23 protein-coding genes and 2 pseudogenes are annotated in these 25,703 nt (G+C 62.5%); 10 read left to right on the top strand and 15 right to left on the bottom strand.

All coding sequences use genetic code 11. The features are described 5' to 3' along the window. The first annotated feature begins 186 nt into the window (after positions 1-186). Both RW112_RS00125 and RW112_RS00120 read left to right on the top strand, forming a co-directional pair. The gene (locus tag RW112_RS00125) at positions 187-333 is read left to right on the top strand and encodes a lmo0937 family membrane protein (RefSeq protein WP_317779906.1); all 147 of its coding nucleotides are present in this window, start codon (positions 187-189) and stop codon (positions 331-333) included. Positions 334-1,683: 1,350 nt separating this feature from the next. Continuing rightward, positions 1,684-1,917, top strand: a pseudogene (locus tag RW112_RS00120) (ATP-binding protein); the annotation flags it as partial. 75 nt (positions 1,918-1,992) lie between these two features. On the opposite strand, the gene RW112_RS00115 reads toward RW112_RS00120, so the two are convergent. The 4 genes and pseudogenes from RW112_RS00115 to RW112_RS00100 form a co-directional block, all read right to left on the bottom strand. Beyond that, positions 1,993-2,457 carry a DUF664 domain-containing protein gene (locus RW112_RS00115; RefSeq protein ID WP_317779905.1) on the bottom strand — a complete coding sequence of 155 codons (465 nt, stop codon included), beginning with the start codon at positions 2,455-2,457 and terminating at the stop codon, positions 1,993-1,995. Between the two features lie 11 nt (positions 2,458-2,468). Further along, positions 2,469-2,870 (bottom strand): VOC family protein, encoded by a 402-nt coding sequence (locus RW112_RS00110; protein ID WP_317780791.1) that lies wholly within the window; start codon positions 2,868-2,870, stop codon positions 2,469-2,471. A 45-nt stretch (positions 2,871-2,915) separates the two neighbouring features. Next, positions 2,916-3,380, bottom strand: a pseudogene (locus RW112_RS00105) (SRPBCC family protein); the annotation flags it as partial. Further along, the gene (locus RW112_RS00100; RefSeq protein ID WP_317779904.1) at positions 3,380-3,730 is read right to left on the bottom strand and encodes a metalloregulator ArsR/SmtB family transcription factor; all 351 of its coding nucleotides are present in this window, start codon (positions 3,728-3,730) and stop codon (positions 3,380-3,382) included. The pseudogene RW112_RS00105 and the gene RW112_RS00100, both read right to left, overlap by 1 nt. A 197-nt stretch (positions 3,731-3,927) precedes the next feature. Between RW112_RS00100 and RW112_RS00095 the strand changes: the two genes are divergently transcribed. Continuing rightward, entirely contained in the window at positions 3,928-4,533 is a 606-nt protein-coding gene (locus tag RW112_RS00095; RefSeq protein ID WP_317779903.1) for a transposase, read from the top strand. Here RW112_RS00095 and RW112_RS00090 read toward each other — a convergent pair. Further along, a complete protein-coding gene (locus tag RW112_RS00090; RefSeq protein WP_317779902.1) occupies positions 4,530-5,495 on the bottom strand; it encodes an amidohydrolase family protein in 966 nt (321 codons plus the stop codon). The two genes, RW112_RS00095 and RW112_RS00090, sit on opposite strands and share 4 nt — an antisense overlap. A gap of 380 nt (positions 5,496-5,875) precedes the next feature. Continuing rightward, entirely contained in the window at positions 5,876-6,436 is a 561-nt protein-coding gene (locus RW112_RS00085; protein WP_317779901.1) for a flavodoxin domain-containing protein, read from the bottom strand. Positions 6,437-6,879: 443 nt separating this feature from the next. On the opposite strand from RW112_RS00085, the gene RW112_RS00080 reads away from it, so the two are divergent. Further along, entirely contained in the window at positions 6,880-7,287 is a 408-nt protein-coding gene (locus tag RW112_RS00080) for a glycosyl hydrolase 53 family protein (protein WP_317779900.1), read from the top strand. Further along, the gene (locus tag RW112_RS00075; protein WP_317780790.1) at positions 7,221-7,523 is read left to right on the top strand and encodes a glycosyl hydrolase 53 family protein; all 303 of its coding nucleotides are present in this window, start codon (positions 7,221-7,223) and stop codon (positions 7,521-7,523) included. Before RW112_RS00080 ends, RW112_RS00075 begins: the two co-directional genes overlap by 67 nt. 251 nt (positions 7,524-7,774) lie before the next feature. Here the strand turns inward: RW112_RS00075 and RW112_RS00070 are convergent, their stop codons facing one another. The 9 genes from RW112_RS00070 to chvE all read right to left on the bottom strand — a co-directional run bounded on the left by RW112_RS00070 (position 7,775) and on the right by chvE (position 19,515). Next, entirely contained in the window at positions 7,775-8,791 is a 1,017-nt protein-coding gene (locus RW112_RS00070) for a DUF808 domain-containing protein (protein ID WP_317779899.1), read from the bottom strand. Between the two features lie 895 nt (positions 8,792-9,686). Then, positions 9,687-11,249, bottom strand: a complete 1,563-nt coding sequence (locus RW112_RS00065) for an IclR family transcriptional regulator (protein WP_317779898.1) — start codon at positions 11,247-11,249, stop codon at positions 9,687-9,689. 189 nt (positions 11,250-11,438) lie between these two features. After that, positions 11,439-12,149 carry a substrate-binding domain-containing protein gene (locus RW112_RS00060; protein WP_317779897.1) on the bottom strand — a complete coding sequence of 237 codons (711 nt, stop codon included), beginning with the start codon at positions 12,147-12,149 and terminating at the stop codon, positions 11,439-11,441. Between the two features lie 183 nt (positions 12,150-12,332). After that, on the bottom strand, positions 12,333-13,220 hold the full coding sequence (locus RW112_RS00055; protein ID WP_317780789.1) for an intradiol ring-cleavage dioxygenase: 888 nt from the start codon (positions 13,218-13,220) through the stop codon (positions 12,333-12,335). A gap of 118 nt (positions 13,221-13,338) precedes the next feature. Further along, positions 13,339-14,280: an aldo/keto reductase gene (locus tag RW112_RS00050; RefSeq protein ID WP_317780788.1), complete on the bottom strand. Its 942-nt coding sequence runs from the start codon at positions 14,278-14,280 to the stop codon at positions 13,339-13,341. Positions 14,281-14,339: 59 nt separating this feature from the next. Next, positions 14,340-15,419, bottom strand: coding sequence for a maleylacetate reductase (locus tag RW112_RS00045; protein WP_317779896.1), 1,080 nt, complete (start codon positions 15,417-15,419; stop codon positions 14,340-14,342). Between the two features lie 77 nt (positions 15,420-15,496). Next, positions 15,497-16,633 carry a multiple monosaccharide ABC transporter permease gene (gene mmsB, locus RW112_RS00040; RefSeq protein WP_317780787.1) on the bottom strand — a complete coding sequence of 379 codons (1,137 nt, stop codon included), beginning with the start codon at positions 16,631-16,633 and terminating at the stop codon, positions 15,497-15,499. Positions 16,634-16,734: 101 nt separating this feature from the next. Further along, positions 16,735-18,273 (bottom strand): multiple monosaccharide ABC transporter ATP-binding protein, encoded by a 1,539-nt coding sequence (gene mmsA, locus RW112_RS00035; RefSeq protein ID WP_317779895.1) that lies wholly within the window; start codon positions 18,271-18,273, stop codon positions 16,735-16,737. A gap of 84 nt (positions 18,274-18,357) precedes the next feature. Further along, positions 18,358-19,515: a multiple monosaccharide ABC transporter substrate-binding protein gene (gene chvE / locus RW112_RS00030; RefSeq protein WP_317779894.1), complete on the bottom strand. Its 1,158-nt coding sequence runs from the start codon at positions 19,513-19,515 to the stop codon at positions 18,358-18,360. Between the two features lie 302 nt (positions 19,516-19,817). Between chvE and RW112_RS00025 the strand changes: the two genes are divergently transcribed. The 5 genes from RW112_RS00025 to RW112_RS00005 all read left to right on the top strand — a co-directional run bounded on the left by RW112_RS00025 (position 19,818) and on the right by RW112_RS00005 (position 24,957). Next, complete coding sequence (locus RW112_RS00025) at positions 19,818-21,443, top strand: IclR family transcriptional regulator (protein WP_317779893.1); 1,626 nt, start codon at positions 19,818-19,820, stop codon at positions 21,441-21,443. Between the two features lie 146 nt (positions 21,444-21,589). Beyond that, positions 21,590-22,672, top strand: coding sequence for a Gfo/Idh/MocA family oxidoreductase (locus RW112_RS00020; RefSeq protein ID WP_317779892.1), 1,083 nt, complete (start codon positions 21,590-21,592; stop codon positions 22,670-22,672). Then, on the top strand, positions 22,669-23,553 hold the full coding sequence (locus RW112_RS00015) for a sugar phosphate isomerase/epimerase (RefSeq protein ID WP_317779891.1): 885 nt from the start codon (positions 22,669-22,671) through the stop codon (positions 23,551-23,553). The genes RW112_RS00020 and RW112_RS00015 overlap by 4 nt, the downstream gene beginning before the upstream one ends. Before the next feature lie 42 nt (positions 23,554-23,595). Next, a complete protein-coding gene (iolG, locus tag RW112_RS00010; RefSeq protein ID WP_317779890.1) occupies positions 23,596-24,609 on the top strand; it encodes an inositol 2-dehydrogenase in 1,014 nt (337 codons plus the stop codon). Positions 24,610-24,753: 144 nt separating this feature from the next. Continuing rightward, positions 24,754-24,957 carry a hypothetical protein gene (locus RW112_RS00005; protein WP_317779889.1) on the top strand — a complete coding sequence of 68 codons (204 nt, stop codon included), beginning with the start codon at positions 24,754-24,756 and terminating at the stop codon, positions 24,955-24,957. The last annotated feature ends 746 nt before the right edge of the window (positions 24,958-25,703 follow it).

Genomic DNA, 25,703 nt, shown 5'->3' with positions numbered 1-25,703 from the left:
GACCGTCGACGGTGCAAAGCCTACGTGGCCGCGGCGGGGGTAGTCGAGGCACACGAGGCAATCCGCCAGCCGGCTATGCACTTTGTGGTCGAGGAGAATGCGTTCGTTTGCCATTTGCAACCACGCGCTCCTGGCATATGGTGTTACGCACCACACGATAGACGCGTGGAATGAAAGGAGACTCTCATGCTGCTTTGGATAGCTATCGTAATCGCAGTTCTCTGGCTTCTCGGTCTGTTGGGCAACATAGGCGGCGGGTTAATTCACATACTTTTGGTCATCGCCGTGGTCGTCTTGGTCATCCACTTCGTTCGCGGCAGGTCACGCGCTTAACACGAAGCCATGGACCGCCAGTGCGGGGCGGTTCTGTTTCAAGGCCCCACTCATCACATTCGAGCGAAATCGCGCCACGCCCGGATGGCCGTCCAAGAGCCCTGTTGGGGTAGCCGAAATGGGCAAAAAGAGGTGTTCACAATGTGCACACCCTGGGCTTCGGATCGGGTCGGACTGGTGGCGGACTCTGCCGGATTGCGGAGATATTCGGGGGAGTGGCGGAAATTCAGGGCCCGGAACCCGGTTCGAGTCCCACCTCGGGCACGCATAACCCCTCGTCAGAGGGGTTTTTGCTTTAATGTGTGGACGTTGTCCCTCGCCAGGGTCCGTCTGACGGTGGCTGCGGTCTGTGCCTGGCGCCGCGGTCGCCTATTCGGTTATGTGGGTGGCGGGATCAGGGTCCTGGCTTGTGGGCCCTCCGCCTGCTGGAGTCTAGGGTTATATGCCGTCCTTTGTGGCTGTTCCGTGGGCCAGTAATTGGCCGTCACTCATTCATGGTCAGGAGTTGTGGTGACGACCTGACCAAGGCGAATTTTCTTCGAGGGCCTTCCTGGGATAGCCGCTCCTGAGAGCCAGGCAGAGTGCGCTCATCGCTTGTTTGTCCGGCCAAAGGGGCTGTGCACATTGTGCACAGCTTTGTGCCGGGGCGGCTTTTCGACCTGGATTGTGGTCCCTTCCTTCTGGTTCTGCCTTCAGTACTTCATGAAGTTCTCTGTTTCTGGCGACATGACTTTGTGGGCCGGATCTTAGGTTTCCAAGGACGTTCCGGGTTCAGCGGGAACGTCTTTGGGGCTAGTGCGTCCGATCCATCACAGAGCCGAGGTGTGTGGGATCCGGGCTTTCTCCCGGATTTGTCCTGGTTTGGTTGATCGACAAGACCTGTCCATGGTTGGCCGCGCGTCTATCGTTTTCCTCCCATGCATGCATAGGATCAGGGCCGTTCCCGCTATGTCGCTATGGAAGGTGTCCCGCGGAGACTTGCGGTAGGCGGCTGCCGCGCGTCTTGGAGGCGGGCGCCTCACCGACGGGCCGGGGAGGGTGACATGATTGGTGTCCCACCGGTATGGCCAGGCCCCTCCGGCCCGTAGTTCTTCAACGGGGCCGGCTTTTTGGCTTCTCCAAGATCGACATGCAGTCACGCTTCGCGGGCACCAACAGCGGCCCTTTTGGGGGCGCTCCGACCCGGGCCGGGAATTCCGCGATCTCGCCCACCGCGCCGTGGCGATGGCGGGTCCCGGGCATACCTGCGTGGTGAACGATCCAGTCGATCATCGCCGAGGCCACTGTCGCGTCGCTGAAGACCTCGCCCCACGAGGCCAGCCGGAAGAATATGTTGGCCGAGTCCTGGTTGAAGTCGGCTACATAGATCTAGACAAACGAGGCGCCGAACTTCTCTCTCATGTCCTTACTGAACGCGAAGAAAAGGCGTCAGTGGCCATCGCCACCTACGAGTCCTTCTCCGGCTGGACCACCTTCGCCGACCCACAACTGTGAGCTGCGATTGTGGACCGGCTGACCTTCAAAGGAACCCTCATCGAAACCGGCGCTGACTGCTACCGGCTCGCCCATACGATGACCAAGTAAGCGGCGAGTTAAATCGCTAAGAACGCGACGATACGTTTCAATCGGGCTGCGGTCTGAAGCATCCAAGGGTTGGGACTATTCCAATACAAGATCCTGATGGCCATCGATTAGCTCTCGAATGATGTCGAGGTGGCCCGCGTGGACGGAAGTCTCGGCGAGCACGCGAAACAGGACCTCACGCCCATTGGACATCGGTGGTGCGTCGAACACGCTGGGTGGAGACCACCAGCGGGGAGGGGCATCCAAATCGATCTTCGCAAGGACTTCATCACTTCGAGTGATTTCACGCTTGTAGATGTTGATGGCCTCGGAACCGGTCATCGGTTCGGACGTCCAACCGTTGTGAAGTTCGGCAATTGCCCTGTCATCACCACCGAGAACGGCCGATATCCAGAACATCTCGTCGTCTAAGGCCAGGTGGTTGAGCAGCTGCGTCATTGCCCAGCCGGACGGGATTAGAGTTCGACGCATCGCATCGTTCTCGAGGCCATCGACTGTTCGAAGAACATGTCTTCGCTCATTCGCCAGCTGAGCAAGCAATTGGGCGTCGCTTATGTCGCGGGCTCGTATCCGACAAGCCAGTGAAGTCCATGGCGATCAATGACTTGGCCATCGGAGGCGCCCCAAGGCTTGGGTGAGAGTGGATCGAGCACCGACCCGTCAACGGAAAGTTTATCGAACCACTCATGGAGGACTGTCGGTTCGGCGGTTCCCAGCAGCGAGAGCATAATGCCTTCGAGCCGGACCGTTGTTTGGCCTTCGGCTGCGTCCGACCCTGCCAGAGCGACGACGCCGTTAAGCACTCCATGAGCTACGGCTTCTGGTGGGCCGTCGCTCCTGCCGAAGTCCTCGTACGTGTGCAGGGAAAGCTCACCGCCGAAAACATCCGCATAAAAGTTCAAGGCCTCCCGCGCAGTTCCCGGAAAGAAGACATAGATCTGGGGCCCGGCCATGCGCCCAATGGCCCCTGTGGTCATGGCGGTGCTGTCCTTGATCCGGTCGATGGTAGCGCCCCAGCCCTCCTGAGTGCCTCCCAGCATGAGCTTTTGAACCTCGTTGACGTCGAGATGCTCAGAGAACTGAACTGTGAGGACGAGCTCCGTTTCCGTGCCCGAGTCGTTCAGCTGCACCGTGACAACAGGAGCGGTCAGTTCATTCTCGCCGTCGAGTTCGGGCCAGCCTCCGACTGCTCCCCAGCGGAAGACGAGTCGTTCGTCGGGAACGATCTCCAGGTAAATTCCCCCGGTGGGGTAGCTGAGGTCTTCATCGACGATCATCTGCTGCTTCCACGTTCCCCCAACGCGAAGGTCCACCTCAATGGCAGTGGCGGGCGTGGGCATATCGGGATTGTAGAACCAGGCAAGGTGCTCAGGGTCAGTCCACGCGGTAAACACGGCACGCCGCGATGCAGCCAAAATTCGGGTAAGTGTGAAGCTTCGATCCTGTGTCAGGTAGTCGGTCATTATCTATCCTCCGGTTCTGTGAGCTCATCGGGTCGATCGGGTGTCATGGCGAGCTGAGCGCCAAGGCGATCCAACCGCGTGCCCAGGAAATTGCGGTACGGGCGCATCCATTCCTCAACCTGCTGAAGGGGCGCAGGTTGGAGACGGCAGTTCCTCCACTGGGCAGATCTGGATTTAGTGATAAGCCCGGCCTGCTCGAGCACTTTCAGGTGGCGTGATACGGAGGGCACGCTAATTGAGTGCGGGGCGGCCAGTTCGGTAACGGTCGCGTCACCCTGCTGAAGTTGCGCCAGCAAAGTACGACGAGTCGGATCCGCCAGCGCAAGGAAAATAGTGCTCAGTTCGTCCATTTGCACGTCAGCCTAATTACGCATTCACGTAAATACAAGGCCGGGTGGTCAGTGATGTCCACTTCCTTGGATCTGTGATTCCCACCGCGAAGGACTGCCAATTCCTCGGCTGCCGGGTAGTGGATCCCTATGAAACTGCAATTTCAAGGTCAAGTGGGGCCAAATCAGATTGGTGGTTTCCAGTTAAGTGGCCGCGGATGAGCGCAGCCGCATTCCAGAGAGGCGCCACGCAGGACACGTCGGCCCATCGGCGTCTCGATGAGTGCGGTAACCCAATTCGATACCGGAGGCCCTCGCCCGTCACATTAGGCCACGCTGTTCACGGCCCGACCGCACTGAAAATCCATGCCCTGGTCGATGGCAAAGGCAGGCCATTAGTGCTCCTGGTCGCCCCCGGGCAGGGCGGAGATGCCGCAATGTTCACCCAGCTGATGGACCATATGAAGATCAACCGTGCCGGTCCGGGCAGGCTACGAACCCGCCCGGACCGGATTCGCGGTGACAAAGCCTATTCGTCTCGGGCGATCCCGACCCTCGTAAGAGACCGCGGCATCGTGGCTGTCATTCCGCAACCATCTGATCAAATCGGTCATCGTAAACGGCGTGCATCCACCGGCGGTAGACCTCCGGCCTTTGACAAAGAGGACTACAAAGGCCGGAACGTCGTCGAACGGAACTTCAACATCTTCAAGCAGTGGCGGGCCCTGGCAACCCGCCACGACAAACTCGCACCCACCTATCGCGGAGGAGCAGTTCTTCGAGCAATCACCACCTGGCTGACAGCTTTAGGCGACACGCCCTAGCCCTGATCAAGCCTCAGGCGGGGAAACAGCGCCTCGGAATTGCCGCGGTCTATCGCCGCGCGAAGGACGGGGTCCAGAGGGTAATTCTCGTACTGCATGTTCAGGAAATCGATCGCCGCCGATGGGGCGAACGGGAAGTCAGTGCCGTATGTAATGCGGCCGGGGTCGGCTACCTCAAGCAGGCTGGGGAGCGCCGCCGGGCTGGCGGACAGGGCGACGTCGTAGTAAAACCGCCGCAGGACGGATTGCTTCTTATCTGTCAGCGCCGCCAGCGCGCTGAGGGCCAGGTCCCTTTCGTTGAGCATCGTCAGCAGGATCCTGAACGCGATGTACGGCACGAAGCCGCCTCCGTGGGCCAGGATGAACTTGATTCCCGAGTACTTCTCCATCGCACCGGACAGGACCAGACTGAGAGCAGCGCGGGTGGTGTCGAGCAAGAAATCTGCGGCGAAGGCGGGTACGCCCGGCACTGCTGGCGCGGGCAGCTCACCGGGGTGGACGAAGACGACGGCCCGGCGGCGGTTTAGGAACTCCAACAGAGGCTCAAAGCCCGGGTCGCCCAGGTAGCGGCCGTCGTAGTTAGCCAGCAGCACGATCCCGTCCGCGATCAGGGTGTCCAGGGCGTAGTCGGCCTCAGCCAGGGCATCCTCCACGTCCGGCAGCGGGAGTGTGGCGAAGAACCCGAACCGCTCTGGCCGAGCGGCCACCACCTCCGCACTGTACTCGTTGACCTCCCGCGCCCGCCGCCGCGCCTCCACCGCGTCGCCGAAGTACACTCCGGGCGTGGACAGGGACAGGATGCCGGTCTGCACGTCGTGCCTGTCCATGAACTTCAACGCGGAGCGCTCGGACCACGACGGTAGGCTCACGCCGCCGGGGCGGATGCCCTTTTCGTGCATCCAGCCCGCATAGCTCGGCGGAACGATGTGCTGGTGAGTGTCGATGCGGTACGGCCGGCTCATCCGGATCCCTGTCCACGTGCTCGTTTGGCTGATCCGCGGGACCCTCAAAGATCAGCGGATGTCAACAATCCACTCGCTAAGCGGGCTCAGACCATTTGGACCGGCCCGCGGTTTTCTATGGATTTTTGCAGGCGATCGTGGGCAACTGAGCCCGGCAATTGCCGGCGCTTGTTCGTCCTGCCATCGCCGGTAGTCGGTGATGAGACCCGGTCGTTTCTCGTTTGTCCGCCCTCCAGACCGTCCTTTCGCACTGCCTTCATGGTTTGATGCCGCTAGGGCGACCCCGACACATGCCTAAAACGTGCCGCCCTGGTCGGTGTCCAGGCCCGGCCCGGCTGGGCAAGGGGGCTAAGTCCTGCTTCACCGCGGAAAGCAGGAACTCAATCCTGTTGAAAATTTGCCGTGACGCTGTCTGAGGGCGTGGACGAACCCTGTGTAGCGAGTTCGGCCGTGATTTGGTCCGTCCAGGCGTCTATAGCTGCCCAGTTCCGCAGATCTCCGAAGCGGCCGCCGGTGAGCCGGAACAAAACCCTGAGGAGCATGGGCATCTGGCCGGCCTCGTAGACACCAGAGAAGACGTTGTGTCCGCGAAGCGGAAAGTCCCTGAACTGAACTCGTCGCAGACGTTTTTCTTGCAGTGCTGCACCGCGTTTGCGAAACGGCTTTGGCAGGGCATCGGACATCCCCACGCTGAAGGCCCAGACAGGTCGTTTGGCCAGCTCGGGCGCATGCTGGGTGAAGAACAGCGCGGCCGGGGCCAGCCACGCCTGATTGTGGATGGCGCTGCCGACCACGACAGCTTCGAAGCCTGCGACAGACTGAACTTCCTCCACGGGCCGGCACTCAACCTTGCCCAGTGCAACCGCCATCCGGGAGGCTACATGTTGAGCTATCTCCCGGGTGGATCCCAGCGCACTTGCATAGACAACCAGAACAGCCATGGCGGAGCCTCCTACTTCCACTTTCCATTCTGATGGAACGCGCGGCAGCTGGAACGTGCCATAAGTCCCGACACGGGGTATGGAAAGGTCCCACTGGCAACTGACGGGGTGGCGCCGGTCCGCGACTGCCCAATCATGGCAGGCCGGTTGCCACCCGCTCATAGGTTAGTGACCACGGGTCCCGGCCCCGGGTCGTCTGTCCCCAGCCGTCCTTGGCCAGATCCCGCTGAAGTTCTTCCAGCGCCGCCGTCATCCCCGGCGCCCATTGCTCGTGAGGGGAGATCGGGCCGGCCGATCCCGCCACAGGAAAGGTGGAGCTCTTTACCGGGTTTGCCCTTCAAGGTGAATTTCCAGTCGGACGACGCATCTGTCCACTTCACCGGGGCCACGGTGGACTCCTAGAAGTGCTCGGCTTTGAGAGCGAAGGCGTATTCAATCGCGGCGTGGGAATAGTCGACAACGTGGTGGGACGGCAGGGGGACAACCTCGCCTCCTTCCTCAAAGCCGGAGCACGCGCAGTCACCGAGATCAGCCCCACCACCAAAAAAGTCCTCCACCTGACCAACCTCGATAAAGGCGTCAGCAGCCTGAGCTGGTGGTTCGACGAAGTACCGGCCCGCGCGGTGCCCTTCGACATCATCGGATTGTCCTACTACGGCTACTGGCACGGGACACTGGCCAACCTCCAAGGCACCGTGACGACGCTGTCCTCCCGCTTCAACAAAGACGTCATTGTCGTCGAAACGTCCTACCCGTTCACCCTCGCCGACAACCCCAACGCCCCCTGGGTGAACGTCATCACCAGCACCACACAGTTGGTGAAGAACTACCCGGCCACCCCGGCCGGGTAGGCAGCCAACTTCCGCGCCGTTCACGACGTCGTGGCTTCCGCCCCAGGCGGCCGCGACTCGGCGCTGTTTACTGGGAGCCAGCCTGGACCTCAGTCCCGGGCAAAGGCTGGGACCCCGAGGACCCGTCCTTCGGCAACGCCTGGGAAGACCAGGCAGTCTTCGATTACAACAACAGGGCACTTCCGGCCATCAACGAGTTCTGGCCCGATGCGGCATCAACCGTCAACCTTCCCTGACCGTTAAGTGAGGAATCCCCTAAGTAGGCAGCTCAATCCCGGGTTCGAGATTGAGCGGGCCGAGGTGGCACCGAGCCCAGACCAGCTCCCCGCCGGGTCGCTGGAGGAGAGTCTGCTGCCGGATGAATATGAGACGTTCGCCCATTTCGCGAAGGGTGGCTGGCGCTCGGTCTCGGAGGCATTCGCGGTGTCCGGCAACGTCCTGGAGTTCATGACCCCGGAGCTCGTGGCGCTACCCCGTCGGCCGCAAGCTACGAAGCCGAATCGGAGTTACGGTTCGCCGGCTCATGCACGGCGGCTGCGTCGCTCTCATCATGCCCGTTTTTCTTTTTGCCGAACGGCAGCACTTTCAGCAGCGGGCCCACAATGGCCATGACAATGAGGCCCCAGGCGAGTCCGAGGACGGCCGAGCACAGCGTGTTTACGAGCCAGCCCAGGAAGCCGCCAACCACCGCGATCCCGGCGGCAGGCTCCTCAAGGACATGGACGAGGTCGTATGGGGCGTGCCAGCCGAGGTCGTAGGCTCCCTGCAGCATGATGTGCCCGCCAACCCAGAGCATGGCGATCGTCCCGACGAGGGTAATAGCGGCCAGCACGGAGGGCATCCCCTTGACGAGCATCTCGCCGACGCGCTGGGAGCCCTTGGACTCCTTAGCGGCCAGGTGCAGTCCGACGTCGTCCATTTTGACGATGAGTGCGACGGCGCCGTACACGAGCACTGTTATCACGAGAGCCACGACGACCAGGATGAGGGCCCGGACCCACAGGGATTCAGCGGCCACCTCGTTCATCGAGATGACCATGATCTCGCAGGACAGGATGAAGTCGGTGGTGATGGCGCCCTTGACGACCTTGGCCTCCGCCTCGGGTCCCCGTTCGACCGCCGGTGTATCTTCGTCCGCGGAGTGATGCCCGCGGAGCTTGTGCCAGACCTTCTCGGCGCCCTCGTAGCAGAGGTAGGTGCCGCCTGCCATGAGGATGAAGGGAATGGCCCCCGGGATGAAGGCGCTGATGAGCAGCAGCGCCGGCAGGATGATTAGTAGCTTGTTTTTGAGCGAGCCCCAGAAGATACGCTTGATCATCGGCAGTTCGCGTGAGGGGTCTGCACCGGACACGTACTGCGGGGTGACGGCGGCGTCGTCGATCACCACTCCTGCGGCCTTTGCCCCGGCTTTGGCGGCACCGGCAGCGACGTCGTCCACCGAGGCGGCAGCTATGCGGGCCAGGGCTGCGATGTCGTCCAGCAGGGCGACAAGACCGCCGCTCACAGCTCGCTCCCACGCTGGTCGAGGGCAGGCTGCTGGGCGTGAAGGTCCTGGGTGAGGCGCGTGATTGGCATGCTCAGATTATATGAGCGGAACCTGGCAAAGCCGCACCCGCGTACCGGCCCATGAGCCGGGTGGCGTAGGCGACCCCGTCCCCCTCCTCGCGCGTGATGCCTTCAACGGTGATGCCCAGGTCGCCAGTTCCATGTTTGTGGCGATGGGTTCAGGGGCGGTCATTGGCGTGCTTGCAGTCGCAGGAGTTCTGGAGGCATCGACTGGTCGTTTGATCATCTCGTGTCTCGTTTTCGAAGTGCTGTTAGTAGCTGCCGCCGTCGCGCCGGCCGTGTCGGACCACGTGCTGGAACTGCAGACAACACGAGGCCGCACGGCGTGCAGGGCGTGATTTCTCCGTATCGGGTTGGATATGGGCCGGACTGGCCCGGATTCCCAACGTTTTCGGGAGTTCCCACTGTTTGCACGGGCTGGAACAGTTCGAGTCCCCACCTCGGGCACGCATAAACCCTCGTAAGAGGGGTTTTTGCTTTAATGTGTGGACATTGACCCTCCGCGGGTCCCTCTGACACTGGCAGCGGTCCGTGCCTAGCGCCGCGGTGGCCTGTTCGGGCGTGTGGGACGCGGGTCTGACGAGTGGCCCTCCGCCTGCTGGGATCTGGGGCTGTCTGGTTCCCCGTTCCGGTTCTGCCTGGTTGGTCGTGGACGGCCAGCACTTATTCATGGTTCGGGGTTACGGGTACGACATGATGAAGTCGACTTTGGTGCGAACTTGTTTGAAAAGCTCCTCCTGGACTATCGCGGTGGTCAGCTTAGGACCTCGGCGAATATCACTCAAATGCCGGGGCAGTTTCGCTTTTTCCAGGGCGTAGGGCGAGGCGGACCGCTAAATGCATGATTCTGGGGCGCCGAAATAGGTTGAAAGCCGTCGTGCCCCATCGCAGGCCAAGTCGATGATGCTAGGTGAGGAATCCGGCTGGTGGAGGATGCCGTCTCGTAGGCCGCTGACCGATAGGGACGCCATCACATGGCCGCGGTGATCAAAAATTGGGGCAGCGACGGCGGCCATTCCCATGGTTACTTCGTCGTCGCTCACGGCGAAGCCGGCATCGCGGATTTCTTTGAGCTTTCCATAGAATTCTGCTCGGGACCGCGCGCCGAGACTAAAGTCCGAGCTCTGGCCCACGACGGCAGCGTAGTCCTCCCAGGACTTGGGGGTGTCGAAAGCCAATAGAGCGCGGGGTGCGGCGCCGAGATGCAGGGGCAACGAGCTTCCGAGGGCCAGGCGGCGACTGTTCACTCGCTTGCCGTCTATCCGCTCGATGCATACAGCACGGGTACCGCTCCTGATGCAAAGAAATACCGTTTCCCCGGTTGCATCGTGGATTTCGCGAAGCACGGGGAGCGCAGCCCGCCGCAAATCCAGCTGGTTCAACAGATTCCCCGCGAGGGAGATCATCTTACTGCCGATTCGATAGGAACCGCGGTGGCCAAGCTGTTCTACCCAACCGGTCTCAACAAGGGTTCCCAACATGCGGTAGACGGAGCTGATGGGTTCGCCTATGAGGTCGGCGAGTCTCGCGGAGGTTGAGACGCGTTCGACAGCCAGCGCTTCCATGAGGGAGCTGGCCTTGGCCAATACCGAATCGTTCGATGCGGGGGCATTGAACTCATGGGCGGTCGGGGCCGGCTTGAATTCCGCCATGAGATCGGTCAGGGTCTGCGCGGCAGCCGCGAGAACGGTTTTTGCTTCTTCCTGCTGGTTGACGACTTGGTCGACCAGACCCGCTGCTGTCAGCGCACCGAAGATGCTGCCGTCCGCGTTGAATACGGGAAATCCCAGGGCCGCGATCCCGTCGACAACCTCGTTGGATTCCATTCTCCAGCCCTCGCGTTTGGTGTCGGCGACAAGTTGGCGGAGTGTCTCGGCGTCAACCGGTGTCCTTGACGCCCATTGCGTATAGGGGGCTTGGGCAAGGAGTTCGTCGAGTACTTCGGGGGATTGCCATGCCAGCAGCACATGGGATGCGGCGCCGGCGTGGAGTGGAAGGATCCGCCCGGATGAAAGCTCGTGGAGATCGACTTCCGTGGAGTCGACCTGTTCCAAGCAGACGGCGGTGCCGTTGCGCGGTATCCAGAATGCCGCTGTTAGACCAAGCTCGGACTGGATGCCCTCGAGCACGGTATTGAGGGCCTCATGGTCGAGGAGGGCGTCGGTTGCCGCCTCCGCCAACCGCAAGATCCCAATGCCCAATTCAACGAGGCCGCCCGGGGAGCGGCGGAGAATCCCTGAGTGTTCCAGCGCGCTAATGATCCGGTAGACGGACGGCCGCGGTTCGTCGACAGCTTTCGCCAGGTCCGCCGGAGTCGAGGGGCCGAGGGCGGACGCTTCATCAACCACTTGTGTAGCCTTGAGCACCAGCTGAATGAGCTTGGCTGTCTGCGGCATGGTTGCACCCCTCGAATCGAACTGCCTCGCGCCTCAAGCGACATGAATCGAGGGACCGGGCAGGATGTCGCCTTTCATGAACAACCTGTCCAGTATATGCGACTTGCAGTCGAGGGCGACCGCGCTACGCCCATCTTGCCGCGATCCCTTAACGCCACATTGGAGCGCCCAGGGGTTTGTTGGTGGAAGCTACGAAACGTCCAGGCCGGCATCGGCATAGGCGGTCTTGGCCTGCGGCCCGGTGAGGAAGCGGGTTAGTGCTTCAGCTGCCGATTTCCCCGCCGCCGGCGTAGTGAGAGCAACTGAAAAGTCTGTGTAGTGCTGGACGGAGTCCGGCAGCGGGCCAATGACCCGTGCGCCGGGTACGTGCAGGAGTTCGCTTATCTGCTGGACGGCGAGGTCTGCGCGTCCGTCGATGACCGCTGCCGCGGTGGGTCCGTGGTCGATGAGCGTGGCTCGCGAATTTACCTCGTCGGCAATGCCCAGCTTCGTGATCAGGGTCTGGAAGTACAGCCCGCTGGGGCTGTTGCGTGAATAGGCTACGGAGCCGGCGGCGGTCAGGGTTCCCGCCAGCGTCCTGACAGTGGAGATGTCCGGCTGTTCCCTGTCGGGGGATGCCGCGATGCCTATTCCGGATTTCGCTAAAGGGACGATTGTGCCGGGCACCAGAACGCCCAAGGTTGCCAGAGCTTGGAGGGAGCCCGACATGCCGATCATCACGTCCGGTCGTGCGCCGCCGTCGATCCTCTGCACCAACACGTTGGTTGAGGCATAGGTGATGTCCACGGTGGCACCGATTTCGGTGCTGAGGGATTCCAGACCGAGGCTTTCTACGGCCGACTTCAGTGCGGCGGCGCAGAAGAGCGAAACCCTCGGGCTGCCATTGTCATCGGAGCTCATGTGGCTTTCCTTATCCAGGGTCGGGCATGAGGTAATGCCCGGCGGGTATGTGAGAAGGGGAGTCAGGAAGTACTGTCATTCCCTTGATGAATACGGTCAGCTCGTGAACCACGGGCAGTTGGGGGCTGCCCGGACCGTGGGTGCACCGCACCCACGGTCTTACCCGTGGCAGGAGCAGCGGGTCTAGCTCCCGGTCGGGGCGAGGACGATGTCGAACCGGGTTCTGGCCCAGGACCGGCCCCCGAGGTCGCGTCCGTCGGGCGCAGCCGTACCGGGTGCCTGTTCTTCGAAGTTCCTCATGAGGGATTCCTTGACCCCAAATACGCTGTCATGCTTCAATAGTTCGTCGCCGCGGACGAAGATATGCGTTACCAATGTCCGCAGTCCCGGTGCGGTGACCATGAAGTGAAGGTGCGAGGCTCGCATGGGTGACCGTCCGACGGCCGCCAGCATTTCCCCCACCGGTCCGTCATGGGGGATCGGGTATGGGGTGGGGGTCAGCCCCCAGAACCGGTAGTTACCATCTGCGTCGCTGAAGAGATGGGCGCGGCCGCTCACTCGCTGGTCAGAGTACTGCACGTCGTAGAAGCCGTCCTCGTCGGCTTCCCATACTTCGATTCTCGCATTTGGGATGGGGTTGCCGGCGGTATCCTTGACACTGCCTTCGACCCAGCATGGCTGGCCGGGAGCGGCGCCGGCGATGTCCCCACCGTTCTCGATTTCCGGTGCGTCCTCGACGAAGAAGGGGCCAAAAACTGTGGCCTCGGTCGCGTTGTCGATGGTTTCGTTGTTGACGGCGATCGTCTGCATCGATGCTCCGAACACGTCGGAGAGCAGGATGAATTCCTGCCGTTTGTCGTCAGTGATGTGGCCGGCCGCCGTTAGGAAGCTGATTGCGGCGTTCCATTCGGCTTCTGTCAGGCGCACTTCACGGATAAAGGAGTGGATATGCCGGGTCAATGACTGCATGAGTTGCTTGAGTCTCGGGTCCTGGCAGCTCTCGAAGGAGTCCAAAACATTCTGGACCAATTTTTCCTCGACCCTTTGTTGGGCCTCGGAGACGGCGTGCAGGCCTGAATGAGAGCCGGTTTCAATGACTCGGGTCTGGTTGGTCACGATGGTTTCCTAGCTGTAGGTGGTGGGCGTCGGTGGTGGTGCCTGTTGGGAGGGGTGGCGATGGGTCGGTTCTCTACGCGCGGACAAGGGACTGGGATGCGTCGTCGAGGTCCTGAAGTTCGGCGTCTGTGAGTCTGATGTGCATGGCCTCCAGCAGCGGGGGTACCTGCCCGGTAGTCCGCGCACTGGCGATGGGGGCGACGACCCCGGGTTGTGCAGCCAACCAGGCGAGGGCGATGGAGGCGGGCTGGACATTATGGGTCGATGCCACGGAACGCAGAACGTCCAGAACCCTGAGTCCTTGAGGCGTGAGGTACTTCGAGGCGTCGGCGGCTCGAGGACCCTCGATCGTTGCCGTGCCGGCATATTTTCCCGTCAGGAAGCCGTGTGCCAGGGAGTAGTAGGGCATGACCGCCAGGCGGTGCTTGCTCGCCAGCGGCAGGATGTCTGCTTCGATGCCCCGCTCCATGAGGCTGTATTGGGGCTCCAGCGCGACAGGCGTATGGAATCCTTCCCGCTCGGAGATCCTCAGCCATTCCTCGATCCGCTCTGCTGAGTAGTTGGAGATCCCGATGGACCGCACCTTTCCTTCGTCCACGAGCGAGGACATCGCAGCGATGCTGTCGGCCAGGGGTGTCCCCGGGTCATCGAAGTGCGCGTAGTAGATGTCGATGGTGTCGACACCGAGGCGGGTGAGAGAGGCATCAACGGCGGCACGGATTGTGTGGGGGGCCATCCCCTGGAGGTCGGGGTGGTGACTGACCTTTGTTGCCAGCACGAGGTCATCCCGGTCCGAACGGCCGGCCAGCCACTTGCCGATGATGGCTTCGGACTCGCCGCCGGAATTTCCCTCTCCCCAGAAGGAATAGGAATCGGCGGTGTCCAGGAAATTCCCGCCACCATCGAGATAGGCGTCGAGGATCGAGTGCGAGGTCGCGGTGTCGGCGGTCCAGCCGAAAACGTTGGTGCCAAGCGCCAGAGGAGATACTTCGATTCCTGGGGCGATGGTCCGCATGGTGGGCAAGGTCGATCTCCTAGGTAGTTCTGCGGAACGAAATTCCGGATGTTCGATGTTCAGGCGGAGGGGTTGGAGCTTGGCGGCTTTCCGGCCCAAGCGGCGTTCAGGATTCCCACGACGTCGTCGTACGTGATTGGGCGCGGGTTGCCGTAGGAGCGGCTGGTTACCTCTTCGGCGATTCGGGGGATGTCCTCTTCCCGCATGCCAAGTTCAGCGAGGGACCGTGGCGCGTTAAGTTCGCCGGCGATCTCCCACAGCCGTTCGGCCGGATCGGCTGCGCCGCCCAGCGCCCGTGAAAGGGCTGCGGTGGCCTCTGGTGCTGCGGGCTGGTTGAAGCTGAGGGCGTGGGGGAGCACAACGGTGTGGGTTTGGGCGTGCGGAAGGTTGAGGGTTCCGCCCAGCGCGTGGCACAGCTTGTGGTGCAGTGACATCGTGGTGGCGCCCAGGCACGCGCCGCACAGCCAGGATCCGTAGAGGGCGTTGCTTCTGGCCTCTGGGTCGGAGGGATCGGCGACTATCGCGGGGAGAGCGGCGGCGAGGGCTTTGACGCCTTCCTCGGCCATCAGCGAGATGATCGGCGTGGCGTCCGGGGCATAAAGGGCCTCGACGGCGTGTGCGATTGCGTTGATGCCGCTGGTCACCGACATGGAGGCTGGCAGTGTTGCCGTCAGTTCGGGGTCGTAGACGACACTGCGGGGCAGTACCCGGGGGTCGCGGCCGGTTTCCTTGCGCCCGTCGGTGGTGAGGCCCCACACGGGGGTCATTTCGGAGCCGGCGTAGGTGGTGGGCACGGCGACGATCGGAAGGCCGTGCTTGAGCGCGATTGCCTTGCCGAGTCCGATGGCTGATCCACCGCCGACAGCGACGCAGCCGTCGGCGCCGACCCTTGCAGCCTCGTCGCTGGCGCGTTGGGCGACCTCGTTGGGGACATGCATGACGGCTTCGGGCAGCACACCCACGCAGCGGTCACCCAGTGCCTCGGCCACCCGCTGGCCGGTCTCCTCCTGTTCGGGGGAGCAGAGGACCAGGACCCGCTTGAGCCCGATCTGGTCAAGTTCCTCGGGGAGGGTCGAGAGTGAGTTGGCGCCGAACCGTACCCGCATGGGAAGGGCTTCGTAAACAAACTGGCGAGTCATAGGGGTGAGCTCCTTTGTAAATTCATTTCGGTGAACATTGTGCGCAGGCGGGGTGTCCCTGAAAGGGGGGCGGGCGGTCAGCGTGAGCCGGCGCGGCGCTTGTTGTAGATGTCGAATGCGACGGCCAGCAGCAGCACCAGGCCCTTGATCACGGACTGCACGGACTGGTCGATGCCCATCAGCTGCATGCCGTTGCTCATGACGGCCATGATGAGGCCGCCCGCCATGGCCCCGGCCACTTTGCCGACGCCGCCGGTGACGGCGGCGCCGCCGATGAAGGCTGCGGCGATCGCATCAAGTTCGAACATGTTGCCGGCACCGGGCTGGGCACCGTTGGAGCGCGAGGAGAACACGATGCCGGCCAGGGCCGAGAGGAGTCCCATGTTCACGAAAATCCAGAAGTTGACGGTGCGGACCTTGACGCCTGAGAGGGCGGCCGCGACCACGTTGCCGCCGATGGCGTACACCTGGCGACCGAAGACGCTTCGCTGCATCACGACGCTGTAGGCCAGGATCAGGATGGCCAGCATGATCAGGACGATCGGCATGCCGCGGGCCGTGGCCAGCTGCCAGGCGAAGGTCATGACCGCGATGGCGACGACGACGATTTTCGCGATGAACAGCGGGAAGGAGGGGACCAGCTGGTTGTAGCTGATGAGCGCCTTGCGGGTGCGGTACTGGCTGAATGCGTAACCGGCCACCGCGATGGCGAAGATAACCAGGGTGAAGACGTCGTAGCCGGCGCCGCCCAGGAGCCCGTTGAGGAAGCCCGAGGCGATCTGGCCGTACTCGGCAGGGAACGGGGAGAGCGAGACGTTGTCCAGCACCACCAGGGTCAGGCCGCGGAACAGGAGCATGCCTGCGAGGGTGACGATGAAGGCCGGGATCCCGACGTAGGCCACCCAGTAGCCGTGCCAGGCCCCGATGAGCAGACCTGTTACGAGGGCGGCGATGACGCCCACCCACCATGGCTGGCCGTATTGGATGACGACCACCGCCGAGACAGCACCGGTGAGGGCGACCACGGAACCGACCGAGAGGTCGATGTGGCCGGCGATGATCACGATGACCATGCCGATCGCCAGGATCAGGATGTACGAGTACTGGAGGACGATGTTGGTGATGTTTCCCGGTCCGAGCGAGGCTCCGCCGGTGAGGACGCCGAACAGCGCGACGAGCGCTACGAGTGCGACGTAGATGCCGCTGGTGCGCATGTTGCGTGTGAACAGTTCGCGGATTTCGCTGGTGCCTGCGGTGACGACTGATGCGGGAGGCGAGGCTTTCCCCTTTTGGGATCCCTTGGGGGCTGTCATGGTCATGCGATGAGTTCCTTGTCTTTGGTCATGAGTGTCATGAGGCGTTCCTCGGAGGCATCGGCCGCCGGCAGGTCCCCGGTGATCCGGCCTGTCGAAAGGGCGTAGATGCGGTCGCAGGTGCCGAGGAGTTCGAGCAGGTCGGAGGAGATGACCACCACTGCTTTCCCGGCGTCCACGAAACTGTTGATCAGCGTGTAGATCTCGAACTTGGCGCCGACATCGATGCCGCGGGTCGGTTCGTCGAGTATGAGTACCTCGGGGTCGGTGAGCAGCCACTTGGACAGCACGACCTTCTGCTGGTTGCCGCCCGAGAGTTTCCCGACGATGGATCTTACGTTCGGGGCTTTGATGTTCATCGATTTCATCGCGAACTCGGCCGCGGCGGCCTCCTCGTGATGATTGACGAAGCCCCAGCTCGACAGCTTGCCCAGCGCGGCGCCGGAGATGTTGCGTGCGATGTCGTCGATGAGGTTGAGGCCGAAGGCCTTGCGGTCTTCGGTCGCGTAGGCAATCCGCGCTTCGATGGCTTCCGCCACGGTGCGGGTCCTGGTTTCCTTGCCGTGCATGAACACCCGGCCCGAGATGTAGCGGCCATAGGACCGGCCAAAGATGCTCATCATCAGTTCGGTGCGCCCTGCCCCCATGAGCCCGGCGATCCCGATAACCTCTCCGGCCCTGACCTCGAAGGTCGCATGGTCTACGACCAGGCGGTCCTGCGTGGGGTGTTTCACTGTCCAGTCCTCTACCCGGAGCACAACTTCTCCGGGCTTCGAGTCTCGGGAGGGGTAGAACGCTTCGAGGTCGCGGCCAACCATTCCTCGGATGATCCGGTCGACGTTGACGTCGGGGTCGGCCATGTCGAGTGTTTCCACGGTCTTTCCGTCGCGGATGACGGTGGTGTGGTCCGCGATCGCTTCGATCTCGTTGAGCTTGTGGGAGATGATGATCGACGTGATGCCGCGGGTTCGCAGATCGCGGACAAGGCCGAGCAAGTGGGCGGAGTCGTTGTCATTCAGAGCTGCGGTGGGTTCGTCGAGGATGAGCAGCTGCACCTCTTTGGACAGGGCTTTGGCGATCTCGACAAGCTGCTGTTTACCGACACCAAGTTGCCCGACCGGCGTAGTGGGTTCCTCGCGGAGGCCCACCGAGTCCAGCAGCACGCCGGCCTCGGCGTTCGTCCTGTGCCAATCGATGAGTCCGGACTTGCCGCGGCGCTCGTTGCCCAGGAAGATGTTTTCGGCGATGGACAGGTGGGGCACGAGGGCCAGTTCCTGGTGGATGATCACGATGCCGGCGTGTTCGGAATCCCGGATACCGGAGAAGGAACAGGTTTGCCCCTTGAAGAGGATTTCGCCGCCGTAGCTCCCGGCCGGGTAGACGCCGGAGAGCACCTTCATCAGAGTGGACTTGCCGGCGCCGTTCTCGCCGCAGATCGCATGGACCTCGGCGCGCTCCACGGCGAGGGACACGCCGGACAGCGCCTTGACGCCGGGGAAGGACTTGGTAATGGATTGCATTTCCAGGATGTGTTCGACCATGGCACGCCGTCCTGTTCAGGGGTCTTGAAGGGAAAGGGTTTGGGGGAGGGGCGCCGGCGAAGGCTCGACACCCCTCCCGGGGTGCTACTGGAGGCGGCCGGCCTCGACCTCCGCAGCGGTGTAGTAGCCGCTGTCGATCAGGGTGGTCTTGATGTTGTCCTTGTAGATCGGCTGAATGGGCACGAGGAACGAGGGGACGATCTTGGATCCGTTGTCGTAGGACTTGGTGTCGTTGACCTCCGGGTCCTTGCCCGCCAAGAGATCCTCAGCAGCGCTTACCGCCTGCGCGGCAAGGGTGCGGGTGTCCTTGAAGACCGTGGAGAACTGGACGTCGTCGTTGATCAGCTTCACCGAGGCGACCTCGGCGTCCTGGCCGGTGGTTACCGGCATGGGCTTCTGCCCGGAGCCAAGGGTGGGGCCGTAGCCGGCGTTGCGCAACGAGGTGATGACGCCGCGGGCGACGCTGTCGTTAGGCGTAAGGACTCCGTGGAGCGCGGGCCCGCCTGTGTAGCTGGCGGTCAGCAGGTTATCCATGCGCTCCTGGGCCTTCTGCTGGGACCAGTTTTCCGTGGCGACCTGGGCGAGCTTGTTCTGCCCTGACGTGATGACGAGCGTGCCGTTATCGATGTACTTCTGCAGGACGGACATGCCTCCGTTGAAGACGAACGTCGCGTTGTTGTCGTCCAGCGAGCCGCCGAACAGTTCGATGTTGAACGGGCCCTTCGCGCTGCCCTCCGAACCATCCTTGTTGAGTACGCCCAGGCCAATGAGGAGCGATGTTGCCTGCTGGGCGCCGACTTTGAAGTTGTCGAAGGTGACGTAAACGTCGACGTCAGCGCTGTTCCGCACGAACCTGTCGTAGGAGACGATCGGGATGTTTGCGCCGGCAGCTGCCTGGAGCTGAGGGGTGAGCGCCGTCCCGTCCAAAGGCGCCAGGAGCAGAAGGTCCGCGCCCTGGGTGATCATCTGGTCAACCTGTTGCTGCTGGGTGGGGATGTCGTTGTTGGCGTACTGCAGATCCACCTGGTAGCCGATCTTTTCGAGGCCCTCCTTGATGGCAGAACCATCGGTGATCCACCGTTCCTCGTCCTGGCTCGGCAGGGAAACGCCGATCCGGGTGTCTTTGGGCGCTGCGGGAGATCCGTTGGATCCGTTGCCGCCGCCCGCGCCGCCGCCGGCACACCCCGCCAGTACCAGTGAAGCCGCAGTAGTTGCAGCGATCAGGAAAATTTTCTTTTGCACCGTTCTCCTCCTTTGGAGCCCGAGTGGCCCTTGGGGCCACTTCCGCACGTCGTAGTTGCCGCGCTTAAGTTTTGTCTGTGATGGCCAGCACTTAGTGCCGTACAATGGACAACATGTTCGCACAGTACCACCTAAGAAAGCTAGTGGTGTTCTGCATTACATTCGGGCAGCGTCAGCCGCGGCCAGGGTGATGCAAAGTGGTGCGACCGTATGGAACAGGGATTTGGACCACGGACCGGCGCGGCCGCGTGGCCGGGAAGTACAAGCGCTAGCGCCCTTCAGGGCAATGGAAGAGTCGGTCAATGAGCACCATTCAGTTGTTGAAGAAGGCCAGCCAGATGGTGGACGAACTTGCCCGCATCGGGCAATCGACGCCGGCGGAATTGGCGAAGGTCATCTCGGAGCCGCGGCCAACCGTCTACCGCATCGTTGCTGCGTTGGAGCAGGCCAAACTGGTCCGTTCGGCGGGCGACGGCAGGCTTGAACTCGGTACAGCCATCCTCAAGCTTGGCGACGCGGCGGCCGACGCCCTCGTTGATCGGGCCGAGCTGCATTCCCAGCTGCGCTGGGTCCGCGGGCAGTTGGGCATGAGTGCGTACTTCTGTGTCCTGCGCGAGAACGGAGCGGTGTGCCTCGACCAAGTTGAAGGTTCCGACGTCACCTTGCTTGACCTGGCCCCGGGGCGCACCATTCCGCTTCATGCGGGGGCAGCGTCCCAGGCCCTTCTTGCTTCGGCCTCCGCGGAATTTCAGGCAGCCGTGTTGCAGAGTGGCCCCTACGGGCGCATCGCATCACAGACGCCCCTCACTGCCGAGGCGCTGAGAAAAAAGATCGAGCAGGCGGCCGTGCGCGGGTGGAGCGTCGAGGACAGCGAAGTAACAGAAGGTGTCGCCTCGGTTGGTGTCCCGGTCTTCCGACGCGACGGCAGCCTGCTGGGCGCCATAGCCGTTGCCGGACTTCGGGGAAGTGTTCTGGGCCACGAGGCGATCGCCAGGCAAACGCTGGATGCCGCCGCGCAGGCCATCACAGCGTTTACGGCCGAGGATGGCGCCAATGACGCCAGGGATACCGCCGGATCGGAAGAGCCACAGGGGTCCGAGCGGGAAGTTCCCCGGACTCCCGCCGTCATCGCCAAGGCCAGTGCTCTGATGGCGGCGCTGGCTGAAGAGCGGATCGCCACCTCGGCCCGGTTGACCGAACTCCTCGAAGAGCCTGTAAGTTCGGTCTACCGAATGCTGGCCACTTTGGCGGAAGCGGGCTGGGTGGAACAGATCGGTCACCGTGGGGCCTACCGCGTTGGCAGCAAGCTGGTCGCGCTCTCGGGCGAGTTCTCCCGCAGGGCAGATATCCGGCGGGCTGCAGCCCCGATTCTCCGGGCAATCCATGAAGCAACCGGCGAGACAACCTTCTTGTGCATCCGGCGCGGCACGCGGGCCGTTTGCATCGACCGTCTCGATGGGATTCGGGTTAACAGCCGTGTCCTGCAGCTAGGGGAGTCACTTCCGCTGCACGTCGGTGCTGCGCCCCGGGCGCTCCTTGCATTTGAGGGGCGTGAGTCATGGGAGGAATACGCCGCGATCGCAGCCAATACCGGCGAACCATGGCTGCGGGGGCGGTCCCGGTCTGAGTTCTACGCGGAGCTCGAAGAGATCAAGGAGCAGGGCTTCGTGCTCAGCGATAACCAGGTGACCCCGGGCATAGCCGCCGTCGGCGCGCCGATCTTCAACCACCGCGGTGAAGTGGCCGCCTCGCTGTCGGTTAGCGGAATGCGCGAAGGGCTCCTCGCGCCCCCCGACGGGGATCCTATAGCTGAACTCGTTGTCCGGGGAGCGCGGGCGCTGTCAGACTATCTGGGCGCCCCGCCCTTCCCGGCCGCGAATGACGCCGATGTGTTTCGCGCCATAGTTGACCACGCATCCCCGGCATGACATGATCTGGACAGCTTGTCCATTAGATGACACCAACTTGGCGCCCTGTATTTCCCTTCCACCGGAGCAGAGACAGCGCTGGCCAACAAGCACAACCACACAACATCCCGACCGAGCCGCAGGCTCAATCGACAGGAGACAATGCCTTGAAACCGATTGTCGTAGGACTTCTGGGAATAACTCACCCGCACGCCTCCGCTAGGGTTCGCGCCCTGCGAGAGATTGAAGGAGTCGAAGTAGTCGCCGCTGCCGACGACGACCCGCGCCTGACATACTTCACCGAGAAATACGGCGTGGAGGCCCGGACCATCGACGAAGTGCTCCAGGACGACCGCATCGACGCGGTCATGGTTCACTCCAAAAGCAAAGACATGGTCCCGCATGCACTCCGGGCGCTGGCGGCCGGGAAATCAGTAGTCGTGGAAAAGCCCGGTGGCGGTACCGTCGAAGACCTTCTGCAGCTGGCCCAGGCCGAAGCGCAGGCAGGGCCCGGTCTGGTCGTACAAGTGGGCTACAACGTCCGGCTGGCCCGGTCCATCGGCCAAGCGAAGGAGCTGATCGAGGCTGGCGTGATCGGGGATGTGGTCAGTGTTTCTGCCCGAGGCGCCGCGCTCGTAGGCGAACATCTCACCGCCCACCTCAACCAGCCGGCAGACATGGGCGGGGCGCTCTGGATCATCGGTTGCCACATGCTCGACTCCCTAGTGCACATGTTCGGCGTCCCTGACTCCGTCAACGCCCGCGTGCACAAGTCAGCCCGCCTCTCTGACGAAACCAGCCGCGAGGACTCCGCAGCTGTCCTGCTGAACTACCCGGACATGTCCGTGGCGTTCAGTTTCGACGGTCACGATCGTCTTGAGTGGTTCGAGAGCTCACGTATTTCCGTGTACGGCACCGCCGGCATGATCGAGATCGGCATCCTCCCCCAGAAACTTCGCGTCTATGTCGACCAGGACCGGGCAGGATGGAAGGCCGGCTGGACTGAATGGACCGAAAGCTACTTCACGCCCCCGTTTGCCCGGACCGAGTCGAATAAGTTCTCCGAGCTGCCCGAGCTGGAGAACATCAGCAACTTCCACCCCGAAATGCGCGGGTGGGTCGACAGTATCCGCACCGGTTCTCCGGTTGTGGCACCTGTCGCGGATGCACTGGCCGTCGCCCAGATTGTCGACGCCTGCTACCGCTCGGAAAAAGAGCTGGGAGCCTCCATCGAGGTGGAATCAGCATGACCAAGGAGAACACGATGACACCGCAGCTGATTGCATCCTGCTGGATCAGCGCCGGCGATGCTGCGCCCGGGCGCCCCGACGAACGCAGCCCCCTACCGATCGCCGAGCGCATCGCTTCGATCGCGCAGACCGGATGGTCCGGCATCGGACTCGTTCATGCAGACCTGGTCCAGGCCCGCGACACCATCGGGTACGCCGAACTCTCGCGGTTGATCCGGGAGGCAGGCATCGACATCGTGGAGGTCGAGTTCCTCAACGGCTGGTGGGCCAATGGAGCTGAACGCGCCGAATCCGACATCCACCGTGCTGAGCTTTTCGAGGCCGCCAGCGCCCTGGGCGCCCGGCACATCAAGGTGGGCGCCGGCATGGCGGATGACCCGCTTCCGCTCTCGACCATTGCCAGCGCCTTCTCCGATCTCGCAGATGAGGCCGCCGAATCCGGCATCCGCCTGGCACTGGAGGCGACGCCTTTCTCCCACCTGCGCACCACACAGGAAGCGGTCAAAGTAGTTACCCAGTCCGACAGCCCCGCTGCTGGACTCATGATCGACATCTGGCACACCTACAGGGGCGGGCTGTCGCACAACGACCTGTGGGACGTCGTACCCATGGAACGGGTTGCCGCTGTTGAGATCGACGACGGCTACAAGGACGTCGTCGGCACCCTCTTCGAGGACACAATCAACAACCGCGCCTACTGCGGCGAAGGTGACTTCGACACCCGCACGTTCATCCAGCGCACCCTCGACGCAGGATACAAGGGGCCCTGGGGCGTTGAGATCATCTCGGCAGAACACCGCAGCCTCCCTCTCACTGAAGGCCTCAAGCGGGCCTACGAAACCGCAATCGGCTGCTTTCCCGGCGCGCAGCACCAGCGCTGACAACCCGGCACGCCTCACCACATATTGAAAGGTTCACACACCATGTCTAAAGACCGACGCTTGCGCCTGGCCCTGTTCGGCTCCGGGCGCATTGGGCAGGTACACGCCCGCAACATCGCGGCCCACCCGGACATCGACCTCGTCCTCATCGCCGATCCCTTCATCGACGGGGCCCGCCGGCTGGCAGAGGACACCGGCGCGCGGGCCGTGCAGGACCCCGAGGAAGTCTTCGCCGAAACCGGACTCGACGGTGTCATCATCGGCTCGCCCACCAGCACTCACGTCGACCTCATTTCACGCTCGGTCGCCCACGGCCTCGCCGTCCTCTGCGAAAAGCCCATCGACCTTGATATCGAGACCGTCCTGGCATGCCGCGAACAGATCAAAGACTCCAATGTTCCAATCATGCTCGGATTCAACAGACGCTTCGATCCTTCCTTCGCCGCCGTACGGAACCGGGTCGAGGCAGGCGAAATCGGCAAACTCGAACAGCTCACCATCACAAGCCGCGACCCGGAACCCGCCCCACGCGACTACATCGCCGGCTCCGGCGGCATCTTCAGGGACATGACAATCCACGATTTGGATATGGCACGTTCCTTCATCCCGAACATCGTCGAGGTCACCGCCGTGGCATCGAACGTGTTCAGCGAAGATATTGCTGAGCTGAACGACTTCGATTCCGCCGTGGTGACACTACGCGGCAGCGGTGGGGAACTTGTCACCATCACCAACTCCCGTCACTGCGCCTTCGGTTACGACCAGCGATTGGAAGCCTTCGGCGCTAAGGGCATGCTTTCTGCCGGCAACGTAGCACCGACAACCGTGCGGATGTCCGGTGCCTCCGGGACGGAAGAGTCAGAGCCCTACCTCCCGTTCTTCCTCCAGCGCTACCCCCAGGCCTACTACGCGGAACTGGGGGCCTTCGCCGACTCCATCCGCACGGGAACGCCGTGTTCGCCCAGCTTCGCCGACGGAGTGTCCGCCCTGGTCCTGGCGAACGCGGCGGCCGAGTCTGCCGCCACCGGAAAGTCCGTGAGCGTCGTGGAATTCTAGTCCTGCCGGACGGAGGCTTTCATTGAACCACTGCAAGGGAAGCCTCCGGCCCAGGTGACCGCCGTCCCAAGGATTGAACGTTCGACCAGATCACCGCCCATCATTCACCACGGCCCAGCATCTCATCGGAGATGTAGGAGACGCATGACAGCCAAAGGATGGGCCTACAAGGTCCAAAAAGGCGACTTTGTCGCTAGTACAAAAGAAGGCGGGTCTCCGGTTCGCGGGGAAGTGGAGCAGGCAGCACCGGAGATCGGTGTCGTGTGGATCCGCGAAGATGAACTCGGGGAGCGACGCATGCTGCTGATGTCGGATCTCGTCCCGGAAGTATCGTGGCGCGACCACTAGTGACGCCTCCGGTGATGACCTTCTCGCTGACCCTACCTACTCCTATCGGACCAGGATGGCATTTGGTTGCAGCAGGCTCCGCAATCATGTGGCTCGCTGCCGTCAACAAACCGCACCAAGAGTTTGCCTCTGTGGGGAGTGCGGCGGTCGTTCGGATCGGGCCGGATTCCGGATTTTTACTGGGGTGCCCAGTATTTGCGGGAATGCAGTTCGAGCCCTACCTCGGGCATGGTCCGGGTGTCTGGGGTCCCTGATAGACCTATTCGGTTGCGAGGAATGGCTGACTACGGCGGACCGCGTCCCGCCCTGTGGGGACTCCGCTGGAAGTTCATCCTGGTTCGTCCTTCCGTTGGGTTTTCGCGTTCACCACTTCATGGTGGCCAGGGCCGCTTACATCATGACTGCTGATTATTCTTTCGATCGATCGAGGATTGCGGCCGTTAGCCCGCCGGAGCCATCGTCTTCCCGTCACCGCCGCGACCGACCGCGGAAACGCGGAGATCGTGATCTGGAAATTTAGAGTGGCACTTTAGCCGGTGAAGGGCCGGCTTACGGACGGTTTCCCAGTATCCGCGTTGCGTGTGTGGAGCCCCCTTCGCTGGGGCAGCAGGCGCTGACTTCCCCCTGTTGCCTCATGTCAATAGGTCCGGGAACGGTGAGTCGTTGCCTCATGTGAAAAGGTCCGGTTCAGTGAGGGGTTGAACCAGGTGTTGATCTTGTAGTCCCGGGGTGCGGCTTTGGCTTGG

It is taken from the genome of Arthrobacter sp. B10-11 (assembly GCF_033142195.1).
Lineage (GTDB): Bacteria > Actinomycetota > Actinomycetes > Actinomycetales > Micrococcaceae > Arthrobacter > Arthrobacter oryzae_C.
This window is presented reverse-complemented; position numbering and strand designations above follow the sequence as displayed.

Bases quoted from the DNA above. Each gene is read 5' to 3' on its own strand.
- RW112_RS00125 (WP_317779906.1), top strand. From the start codon at position 187: ATGCTGCTTTGGATAGCTATCGTAATCGCAGTTCTCTGGCTTCTCGGT.
- RW112_RS00110 (WP_317780791.1), bottom strand. From the start codon at position 2,870: ATGGCCGGGCCCCAGATCTATGTCTTCTTTCCGGGAACTGCGCGGGAG.
- RW112_RS00100 (WP_317779904.1), bottom strand. From the start codon at position 3,730: ATGGACGAACTGAGCACTATTTTCCTTGCGCTGGCGGATCCGACTCGT.
- RW112_RS00095 (WP_317779903.1), top strand. From the start codon at position 3,928: ATGAGCGCAGCCGCATTCCAGAGAGGCGCCACGCAGGACACGTCGGCC.
- RW112_RS00090 (WP_317779902.1), bottom strand. From the start codon at position 5,495: ATGAGCCGGCCGTACCGCATCGACACTCACCAGCACATCGTTCCGCCG.
- RW112_RS00085 (WP_317779901.1), bottom strand. From the start codon at position 6,436: ATGGCTGTTCTGGTTGTCTATGCAAGTGCGCTGGGATCCACCCGGGAG.
- RW112_RS00065 (WP_317779898.1), bottom strand. From the start codon at position 11,249: ATGCCGCAGACAGCCAAGCTCATTCAGCTGGTGCTCAAGGCTACACAA.
- RW112_RS00060 (WP_317779897.1), bottom strand. From the start codon at position 12,149: ATGAGCTCCGATGACAATGGCAGCCCGAGGGTTTCGCTCTTCTGCGCC.
- RW112_RS00050 (WP_317780788.1), bottom strand. From the start codon at position 14,280: ATGCGGACCATCGCCCCAGGAATCGAAGTATCTCCTCTGGCGCTTGGC.
- RW112_RS00045 (WP_317779896.1), bottom strand. From the start codon at position 15,419: ATGACTCGCCAGTTTGTTTACGAAGCCCTTCCCATGCGGGTACGGTTC.
- mmsB (WP_317780787.1), bottom strand. From the start codon at position 16,633: ATGCGCACCAGCGGCATCTACGTCGCACTCGTAGCGCTCGTCGCGCTG.
- mmsA (WP_317779895.1), bottom strand. From the start codon at position 18,273: ATGGTCGAACACATCCTGGAAATGCAATCCATTACCAAGTCCTTCCCC.
- RW112_RS00025 (WP_317779893.1), top strand. From the start codon at position 19,818: ATGAGCACCATTCAGTTGTTGAAGAAGGCCAGCCAGATGGTGGACGAA.
- RW112_RS00015 (WP_317779891.1), top strand. From the start codon at position 22,669: ATGACCAAGGAGAACACGATGACACCGCAGCTGATTGCATCCTGCTGG.
- iolG (WP_317779890.1), top strand. From the start codon at position 23,596: ATGTCTAAAGACCGACGCTTGCGCCTGGCCCTGTTCGGCTCCGGGCGC.
- RW112_RS00005 (WP_317779889.1), top strand. From the start codon at position 24,754: ATGACAGCCAAAGGATGGGCCTACAAGGTCCAAAAAGGCGACTTTGTC.